Source organism: Lentilactobacillus rapi DSM 19907 = JCM 15042 (assembly GCF_001436255.1).
In the GTDB taxonomy this organism is placed as follows: Bacteria; Bacillota; Bacilli; order Lactobacillales; family Lactobacillaceae; genus Lentilactobacillus; species Lentilactobacillus rapi.
Genome location: NZ_AZEI01000072.1, coordinates 1 through 9,320, shown reverse-complemented (window position 1 = coordinate 9,320; position 9,320 = coordinate 1). Strand labels below are relative to the sequence as shown.

The following is a 9,320-nucleotide window of genomic DNA, read 5'->3' as shown; positions in this document are numbered from 1 at the left end:
TTTGACAGTAGTTTATCAAATTATTTGGTCAAAATCAAAGATACTAAACAGCTTCTTAGTTCAGCATGTAGAACGCCCGTTACTCACTGATCAGATTTTTTTATTTTAATATTGTTGTCACATACACTATTACAGGTGTATAATAAATCCACGGTTAAGATAAAGGGGTTGCTCCTGGCTTCTTAGCCTAGTGAGATCGGGTACACTCCATCATTCCAATCACACTCCAGCACCGGTGATGGGAGGTAGCCGACATGGAAACCTGGAGAATCCGTGACGGACCCGTGGATAGTTGATTTTATCGGGCTGTGCTATGGCATTTACTTGCTGGCATGTGCTTATCATAAAATCAAAAAAGACTAACCATTACGGTTAGCCACATTCAAACGGTATCCAGCTCACGATTGAGGGCATTGGGGGGCAATCCCAGTGCTCTCTTTTCTTTAGTTAATATACCATATCTCAATTTCAAATTCAATCAAACTAACGAGGTGAGCACCATGGCTAAACAGCCTTATACAGAAGCTCGTAAACGTGCCAATAAGAAATGGGATCAGGCCCATAAAGAACGGACACGTTATATTTCCCGCCGATCCCAAGCACGGGGATTTATTCGCAACTACGCAACCGAAGCGGATTTAGCAGAGCTACAAGTCCTCATTAAAGAACGCTTGCAGGCGCTAAAAGGCGGCTCTAATTAGTTGGAGTTATTACTCTAATTGATGATACACCTTTTTAGGACCACCCTCACATACGTGGGGAATACTCAATTTCATTTTTAGTTCTTAATGGTTGAACAGGATCACCCTCACACATATGGGGAATACTTGGCGAAGTGACTGGTATCACAAAAACTGAGGGGATCACCCCCACACATGTGGGGAATACTCTTCTACTAGGAGGTGTCATAAATGAATAGTAGGATCACCCCCACACATGTGGGGAATACTATACGGGAACCGCTAATTATAAGACTACTAATAGGATCACCCCCACACATGTGGGGAATACGAACATCCTAAAGGGATGCAAGCAAAGTACCCGGGATCCCCCCCACACATGTGGGGAATACAACCCAGATAACCTTCGAAGAAGGACGCGATTAGGATCCCCCCCACACATGTGGGGAATACCCTAAACGATCCCTATTAAACCGGCGTTTTCAATTCGGCAAATGTCTGTTTTCAATCACTTTATGATCAACACCCTTACAACTTAACGACACAAAAACAGGCCATGGCAACGTCTCCCTATCAACAACAAGCTAACAGGAAGTCTTCACCATGACCCAAATCAAACTATTCATCACTAACATTGGCGCTCTTTTGAATCTCTGGCGACAAATCGTACATCTTTGCCGCCTCCGTTAATAATGCGTGGTACGCATACGCCCCGTCCCGGTATGGCTCAACAACCACTTCATCGGCAATCTTTGAAAATGGTTTTTTGCCGTCCTTTTCCTGAACGGAGTCTAGATCCGCAATAATCTTCTTCTCAACATCTGAATAACTACCTACGATTTGTTTCGTCTGCAAACTGCCACGAATAGAAATTTTGTTCATATAAATTCCTCGCAATCTATCGGTTTTATTTGATGCGCGTATATTGCCTCAACACATTCCCACGCAATATATCTACCTACATGATACCAATTATTTACTCTGAATAGCACCTCTATTTTCAAATATTGCCAAATTGATCAATCAGACAATTTCAACAGCCAAATAGTGTTAATTAGATAGCAAAAATTCGTCATTGAAACAACCAGATATGACAATTATCTTGTGTGCAATGCAACTATTTTGCATGGTCCTGGAAGGATATTTACCCCCATATTCTCAAATGGTATACTGTTGGAAGGGCTTACGATAGTTCTGGAAAGAGGCTGCGATTAATGAAACGGTTACCTTTACAAATGACGTTCTTTTCACAGGTTCATCCGGTAGCCTCGACAATCTACTTTGCTGAACTGATGGTTTGTCTGCTGCTCTTCAATCACGTGACTGTCGCACTGGCAGAAATCGTCGGTCTGATCGTTTGTGGTTTCTATTACTTAGGCAAACGATCGATGACCCAGCAATTAAAATTTGCAAGCAGCTTTTTAATCTTGATTTTATTTTTTAATACCTTGTTAAATCAAAAGTTCCAGCCAATTCTTTGGCAGTTTCACTGGGGATTTCTAACTTACCGATTCTCTTACTCGGCGTTTCTTTATGGCGTTGCAATGGCGTTGGTCCTTATCTCAATGTTGTTCATTTTTGCGTTACTCAACGTTATTCTGACTCCGAATCGGCTCATCTATGTCTTTTCACCGATCGCCCCCAGGCTGGCGATGCTGGTCTCCATTTCATTTAGCTTAGTAGCCAACTTTATCTTAAAATTCAAGCGCCTCATCACATTACAAAAGACCAGAAATCTGGATGTGTCCAGCGGCTCCTTACTGACAAGAACCAAAAAAGTCCTGCATATCTTTGAAATCATGCTACAAGATTCCCTTTCATCGGCAATGGAAACGGCAAATTTGATGGATGCCCGGGGATTTGGCGCCACCAAACGCACCCATTACCGATCATATCATTGGCAATCATCCGACCTCGTTTTTATCTCATTTTCTTCCCTGCTATTATTAATGATTGTTTATATCCGGTTCCTTAACTTTGGTTGGAGCCGCTCAGTGGCGAATTTTACCAACGTTTTTCACCCGGCGGATCTGTTGCCAATCGGCTTTTTATTAGTCCTCTTTTTATTACCCATTCTGTCTGAAGGGATCTATCGCGCATGCACAAATTAGTTTCTGTTCAGGATCTTTCATTCGCATATCCCGACCAAACCGCCAAAGTTTTGGATCACATTAACCTCACAATCAACTTGGGTGACTTTCTGCTCATTGCCGGCAACACAGGCAGTGGCAAGACCACCCTACTGAACCACTTCAAAAAAGAATTGACACCGCTAGGGAATCGTCAGGGACACATCACGATTGATGGGACTCCAATCGACGACTTATCCAAATTGCAAAGTGCCCAAACTGTCGGCTACGTCGCCCAAGACCCCCAAGTTCAACCGGTCATGTCAAAGGTCATTGACGAATTGGCTTTTCCACTGGAAAACATTGGCTGTCCCAGTGACGAAATTGAACGACGAATCACTGAATTGAGCAACTTTTTAGGGCTGGATCAATCACTCAACCGTGAAATCAACCAACTTTCCGGTGGCCAGCTCCAATTAGTCAACTTGGCTTCGGTACTCATTCTTCGGCCCAAGCTCATCTTGTTAGATGAACCGACCTCCCAATTAGACCCCTTAATCGCCCAAAATTTTCTGAATGTGTTAAGCCGCGTTCAGCGTGAATTGGGCATCACAATTGTCTTGACAGAACATCGACTGAGCACCATCTCCGGTTTGGCCAATCGCATGATCCTTTTACAACACCAAACGATTACTTTCGACGGTTCACCAACCGATGGTATCAAAGAGATGTTTAAAGATGATCGGCTGACCTACTTTATCCCATCAATTCCAAAGTTGTTCTTAGCCAATCAAATCACAAGTAACCCGTTGCCAATTTCTGTTGCCCAAGGGCAGGCTGCTATTCAAGCTGCCAACTTAAAATTTATTCCAACAGCTAAGGCACCCGTTCACCAATCAAATAATGAGCATCAGCCGCTATTGACCGCCAAAAACATTTCATTTACCTTTGATGGAACCCGCAACGTGATTGATCATTTGGATCTAACCGTTAACCGAGGGGATTGGTTAGCCATCATCGGCAAAAATGGGTCTGGAAAATCCACCTTATTATCCTTACTGATCGGCCTCACAACGCCCCAACATGGCAAAATTAGATTCGAACAGCAGGTTGTTTGGAAAATCCGGACGGCGGATCGCATTAAGCGAATTTCCTTCCTATCCCAAACCCCTAGCCTCCAATTTACTGCCAACAGTGTTCGCCAAGAGTTGGAAGTTCAGGCCAACCAACTCAAGCTGCCTGATCCAGCACAACAAATTAAGCAACTTGTCGCTAAATTCCATTTAGAAAAAATTCTCAATCAAAATCCATTTGACATTAGTGGTGGTCAACAACAGCTGCTCGGCCTGGCAATCGCGTTAATGGCTAAGCCGGATCTGCTTGTCTTAGATGAAGCAACCAAAGGGCTTGATCCGTATACCAAGGTAATGGTCGGTAATACTTTGAAAGAGGCTCAACAAAACGGCGTTACAATTATCATGGCAAGTCACGATATGGAATTTTGTGCGGCATTCGCTGATCACTGTACGTTCATGTTTGATGGTCATCTCAACACGTTGTTACCCACCACGGCATTTTTTGCCAACAACTTCTTCTTCACAACGCCAATCAATCGAATTGTGAGGGATCAGGTGCCAGACGCTTTGCTGGTTGATGATCTGACTTTAGAATCTGAAGGGAGGTGATCAATGTTTGAGAAAAATATTAGCCGTCACCTATGTGTACCGATTATTGATTGCCGTGCTCCTGATGGCGGCATTTCTGGTTTTGATATTATTGCTTAAAGGTCAACACTACCTGTTATTTAGCTTCATGATTCTAGTCTGTAGTATTCTCCCGGCATATTGGCGATTTGAGCGAGAAAGCATTAGCACCCAGACTTTGATGTTCATTGCCGTCTTAATTGCATTGGGGGTGGCTGGTCGGGTTCCGCTGGCTTCAATTCCAGGGGTTCAAGCCGCCAGCTTCATCATCATTCTAAGTGGCATCAGCTTGGGGCCGGAATTAGGCTTCATCACTGGCGCAACAACCGCCTTAGTTTCAAATATGTTCCTTGGTCAGGGGCCTTGGACGCCTTGGCAAATGGTCGCCTGGGGGCTGATGGGCTTAACTGCTGGGCTGTTGAGCAATACTAAGCTGAGTCACAGCCTGATATTTATGATTATCTTTGCCTTTGTCTGGGGATTCCTATTTGGCTGGATTTTAGACCTCTGGTATGCCCTGGCCTACGTTTCACCAATTACCGTCAAGAGTTTCTTCTTGGCTTATGCTTCAAGCTTTCTGTTCGATCTTAACCACGCAATTTCAAATGCCTTCTTGATTGCCCTATTTTATAAAGGGTGGCAAAAGTTGTTCAATCGCTTAGTTAAGAAGTACCGAATTTTACCTACTAAATAATTCATATAAAGGAATGGGTCATTCATGAAATTAACAAGTAAATTATTATTAGCCTCCGCATCTGCTTTATTAACTTTTGGGGCTGTTAGTCCAGCTGTTACTGCCGGTGCTGCCAGCGTCAAGACTGCCAGCCGCAGTTATCAAAATACCAAGATCAAAGCGAGCTACCGCTATGCTAAAAAGATGCTCGTTAAAAATAAAACCGGTTTGTCTGGGAAAACCGCTTATATTTTCAGTAAGAAAGCTTACCCAACAACCGGAGCTGCTGGGGGTTACGCAGACTTCCTATTAAGCTTAAAAGGTTGGGGATACAAATTCACAACTAACCAAAAGAAACGGGTTGCTTCAAGCTTGGTCTTAAACAGCAAGAGTACGCCAGCTGATTTGGCTAATGCCATTCAAGGACTCAAGTCAATTGGCATGAACCCAACCAAATTCCGTCGCTCCGGCACTAAGAAAGCTGTCAACTTGGTATCAGTTTTATACCGCAAATCAATGAGCAATCAGACCGTGAACGTTAAGAGCCAGGTACTATTGGCGCTGACAATGAGTTCATCATTCAAGCGGCCATCAACTGCCAAGTTTTCAATTAACAGCTTGAGTAATTCCATTGTTAAGAATCAATTGAGTAACAATGGCTGGGCATACAATAATAAGCTCGACACAGTTGATTCAGATACAACCGCAATGGCTGTGACTGCATTAGCTCGCGGCAAGGCCAGTGCAAGTGCTTCAGCAATCACCAAAGGCCAATCATACCTGAAGAGCGCTGTTTATCCATCTGGTGCTTATGGTTACACCTTCAATGGCAAGAGCATCCCTAATGGTAACTCAACTGCTGAAGCCATCATTGCATTATCAACCAAGCAAAACACGTTGAAATACGTCAATGGCACCAGCAAGTCAAGCCAAACTGCTTCACCATTGTACGCAATGTTCACCTACGTTAATAAGACCGGCTCAGTCAAGGGTGCTGCCAGTCAATTAATCGGGATCGGCCAAGTCAACTTAGCAACCGCTGCATATCGTCAAGCTTTGAATCACAAATCAGTTTATACAATCAAGTAATCTTTAAGTGAGAGGAAAAGATTTCATGAAAAAAGGACGCATTGTTGGCATTATTTTAGCATTTGTCCTGGTCATCGGAATTGGCTTTGGGGTTCAGCAAGTGATCGCTAACCGTGGAGATCATAAGCCGGCAACCGCCCTTTCGTCCAAAGCGGCCAGCTCATCTTCACAAAAAGCAGCCAGCCAAAGCTCGAATGCCAAAGCAAATCCTAAAAAGAACAAAGCTAAGGAAAACTCACGTAAGTCTAAAGCTTCCTCAACATCTGGCAAACCAAATAAGAGCAGCAAATCAGCGAACCACGATACCACTGCGAACAAGCAGGCCAATTCCAAATCAACTGCCAGTCATTCAGCTGCCACTTCGACTCAATCACAGGCAGCCAAGGCTTCGACTCACAAGCATGCTGGCAGCAGTGCGAATGTAACCAACAGCCATCATGCTAAAAAAGCCGCTGCCAAAGACGATTCAATTGGAACGGCGTATATCAAAGTATCTGGTTACAAAAAGACCTTATATGCCGGCCACATGAAGATCAGCAAGTCCGCCACTGCATTTTCACTGCTCAAACGGACCCATTTAAAGCTGGTGTACCAAAGTAGTCCTCATGTTTATGTCAGTTCTATCAACGGCTTAAAGCAAAATGACATTAAGGTCGGCAGTGGTTGGATGTACTCGGTTAACAGCAAATTCGTTGATAAAGCTGCCGACCAGAAGCGCATTACCCCTGGCGATACCGTTCACTGGTACTTCTCAGTAAACGGCCTCAGCGGTAAATAATGAATGAAAAGGTGAATTCTTGTGAAAAAGGCAATTTTTATTGGTGCAATCGGCTGTGGTAAAACAACGTTAATTCAGCGCTTGGATAAGTTAAAGATCACGTATAACAAGACTCAGACCCTTGAGTTCTATTCGAACATTATCGATACGCCTGGTGAATACGTTGAACACCGCGCGATGTACTCTAACCTGATGACATCGGCCATTGATGCCGATGTCGTCGTGTTAATGCAAAGTGCCCTTGACCCCCGAATTGTTTTGCCAACCGGATTCAGCACCATGTTTACCAAGCCAACGGTTGGCATCGTCACTAAGATTGATATTGCAACTCCCGATCAGGTTGGCCTGGTAAAGGATCGGCTCATTGATGCCGGCGCTAATAAAGTGTTTGAGGTGTCAGCCGTGACCGGTAAAAATGTCAGTGAATTCACCCAGTATTTGCAAGAGTAACCAAATTAAAAAATGAGGCTGGGACATAAGTCCCGCCGACAAATAAATTGAGCCGCATTTTCCATTTTTTCTGGAAGATGTGGCTCAGTTTTTCTATCCAACCAAAAATATGACTTAAATTGGCCATCATTTTGGCCAATTTATTCATATTTGCTGCCATCAAGATAATTCCTAATTCATTATTTACTTGTCTTAATCCACGTACCGATAATCGACGGAAACGCAAATTAGCCTTCAGGTTACCAAAGGCTGGCTCATCCTCAAGTTTTCGCTTAGCGAAAATGGCCTTGCCCTCTGGGCTTGAAAGCTGTTCACGAACGTATGCTTTTTGCGATTCCCAATGGGGATTGATGTTAATTCTTCGTTGGTTACCCATACGGGTGGTCGACCAATAATACCTTTCGGGGTCATCGTAATCGTCGGCCCGATAAACTTTAAAGTCGCGGGTAAACCCATTTTTATCAGTTCGATGGCTCATGCCGTGATATGAAAAGCGGATGTGGTGATTATCCACGTAGTAATCTTCTTCGGCATGATATTCCCAGTTCATCACTTTGCTAAGATCGCTGCGATATTTCTTCGATTGTTCTTTCAGATACATGGTGTAAGGAATCAAGGGGATCTTACCCAATTTCTCTTTAACAAATTGATAGTTTGGCTCACTGCCGTAGCCCGCATCGGCAACGATATAGTTGACTGGGGTTTGTGCGAAGTTCATAGCTTTTAAAAATGGAATTAAAGTACGTTGGTCCGTAGGACGTTGATTAACTTGGTAATAGAGAACGAATTGTGATTGGGTGGCAATTTGCAGATTGTACCCCGGCTTCAACTGGCCGTTTTGCATCGGATCTTCTTTCATCCGCATAAAAGTGGCGTCATGATCCGTTTTAGAGAAACTGTTCCGGTCACCAAACCACTCATGATATTGGCGATACTTTTGTTTGCGAGGTAAGTATTCATCTCTTACTAGATGCCGAAGATGTTTTAGCTTGCGCCGGCGTTGTTTACGTGGTGAACCACCGGGAATCACTTTTTCGGTTTTGATTTGCTGATCTAATTCGTCAATCTCTGTGTCCAATGCATCTACTTCAGCTTCAAGCGTCTGAAGATCCGTCGGATCCATTTCGCTTTCCACTGCTAGATTGACTTTGTTCTGAATCAGGTCTTTAAACAAGTTTCGTGTTTTTTGGTCCAACTTACTTTCAAATTTTTCCGTGCTTCTTCGCCAGACAAATGAATACTTGTTGGCATCGGCGAGGATTTTAGTGCCATCAATGAAAATTGCCTCATCACTTAACAGATTGTTATCAATCAATGATTGGCGGAACTGCAGATACATGAGGGCAATTAGCTTGGTGGTTTGTGGATCAGTCCGAAAACGATTGATTGTCCGGTAACTGGGCACCACGTCAGGGTCACCGATTAACCATTTCATCGGAATGTTTTCCTCGGCCATTTGTTGAATTTTCCGTCCCGAAAACACTTTCCGTGAGTAAGCAAATAACATCATTTTGAGCATCATCAACGGTGAATATTGTGGTCATCCAAAGGCTGATTCTTTTCCATAAACTAATTTATATGGAATCGTGTCCACAAAAGCACTGATGGCGCGGACAATGTGCGTTTCTGAAATTGTAATTTCTAATGGCAATGTTAAACTGGTCTGGTTATTGTTATAATGTCTGTACATAGAGATTCACTCCTATCCTTGGGTTTTCGTCGATTTAAGAATAGCAGAGTTGAATTCTCTGTGCTACATAAAATGCAAAAAAGCCTCGGAAAAAAATTAATTTCCGAAGCTTTTTTGCATGAGCTAGGACTTTTCCTATAGAAAGTCAAACTTACTATTTCAAAAAATGAGTGTACACTAAACAGTAA

Annotated in this window: 10 protein-coding genes; 7 read left to right on the top strand and 3 right to left on the bottom strand. The window is 43.3% G+C overall.

Features of this window, described 5'->3' with window-relative positions; all coding sequences use genetic code 11:
• Positions 1-500 precede the first annotated feature (500 nt).
• Positions 501-701, top strand: coding sequence for a hypothetical protein (locus tag FD12_RS07780; RefSeq protein ID WP_056982482.1), 201 nt, complete (start codon positions 501-503; stop codon positions 699-701).
• A gap of 597 nt (positions 702-1,298) precedes the next feature.
• Here the strand turns inward: FD12_RS07780 and FD12_RS07775 are convergent.
• Complete coding sequence (locus FD12_RS07775; RefSeq protein WP_056982481.1) at positions 1,299-1,562, bottom strand: hypothetical protein; 264 nt, start codon at positions 1,560-1,562, stop codon at positions 1,299-1,301.
• Between the two features lie 332 nt (positions 1,563-1,894).
• On the opposite strand from FD12_RS07775, the gene FD12_RS07770 reads away from it, so the two are divergent.
• From FD12_RS07770 to FD12_RS07745, 6 genes are all read left to right on the top strand, one after another.
• The gene (locus FD12_RS07770) at positions 1,895-2,791 is read left to right on the top strand and encodes an energy-coupling factor transporter transmembrane component T (RefSeq protein WP_054749055.1); all 897 of its coding nucleotides are present in this window, start codon (positions 1,895-1,897) and stop codon (positions 2,789-2,791) included.
• Positions 2,779-4,434 (top strand): ABC transporter ATP-binding protein, encoded by a 1,656-nt coding sequence (locus FD12_RS07765; protein WP_056982479.1) that lies wholly within the window; start codon positions 2,779-2,781, stop codon positions 4,432-4,434. Before FD12_RS07770 ends, FD12_RS07765 begins: the two co-directional genes overlap by 13 nt.
• Before the next feature lie 64 nt (positions 4,435-4,498).
• Positions 4,499-5,146, top strand: coding sequence for an ECF transporter S component (locus FD12_RS07760; protein WP_054749061.1), 648 nt, complete (start codon positions 4,499-4,501; stop codon positions 5,144-5,146).
• 24 nt (positions 5,147-5,170) lie between these two features.
• Positions 5,171-6,214, top strand: coding sequence for a prenyltransferase/squalene oxidase repeat-containing protein (locus FD12_RS07755; RefSeq protein ID WP_054749056.1), 1,044 nt, complete (start codon positions 5,171-5,173; stop codon positions 6,212-6,214).
• Between the two features lie 25 nt (positions 6,215-6,239).
• Positions 6,240-6,992 carry a DUF4430 domain-containing protein gene (locus FD12_RS07750; protein WP_056982477.1) on the top strand — a complete coding sequence of 251 codons (753 nt, stop codon included), beginning with the start codon at positions 6,240-6,242 and terminating at the stop codon, positions 6,990-6,992.
• A 21-nt stretch (positions 6,993-7,013) separates the two neighbouring features.
• Positions 7,014-7,442, top strand: a complete 429-nt coding sequence (locus tag FD12_RS07745; RefSeq protein ID WP_054749058.1) for a EutP/PduV family microcompartment system protein — start codon at positions 7,014-7,016, stop codon at positions 7,440-7,442.
• On the opposite strand, the gene FD12_RS07740 is transcribed toward FD12_RS07745, so the two are convergent.
• Positions 7,420-8,949 carry an IS1182 family transposase gene (locus FD12_RS07740; RefSeq protein WP_235809040.1) on the bottom strand — a complete coding sequence of 510 codons (1,530 nt, stop codon included), beginning with the start codon at positions 8,947-8,949 and terminating at the stop codon, positions 7,420-7,422. The two genes, FD12_RS07745 and FD12_RS07740, sit on opposite strands and share 23 nt — an antisense overlap.
• 33 nt (positions 8,950-8,982) lie before the next feature.
• Entirely contained in the window at positions 8,983-9,132 is a 150-nt protein-coding gene (locus tag FD12_RS13910; protein WP_156404076.1) for a hypothetical protein, read from the bottom strand.
• Between the last annotated feature and the right edge of the window lie 188 nt (positions 9,133-9,320).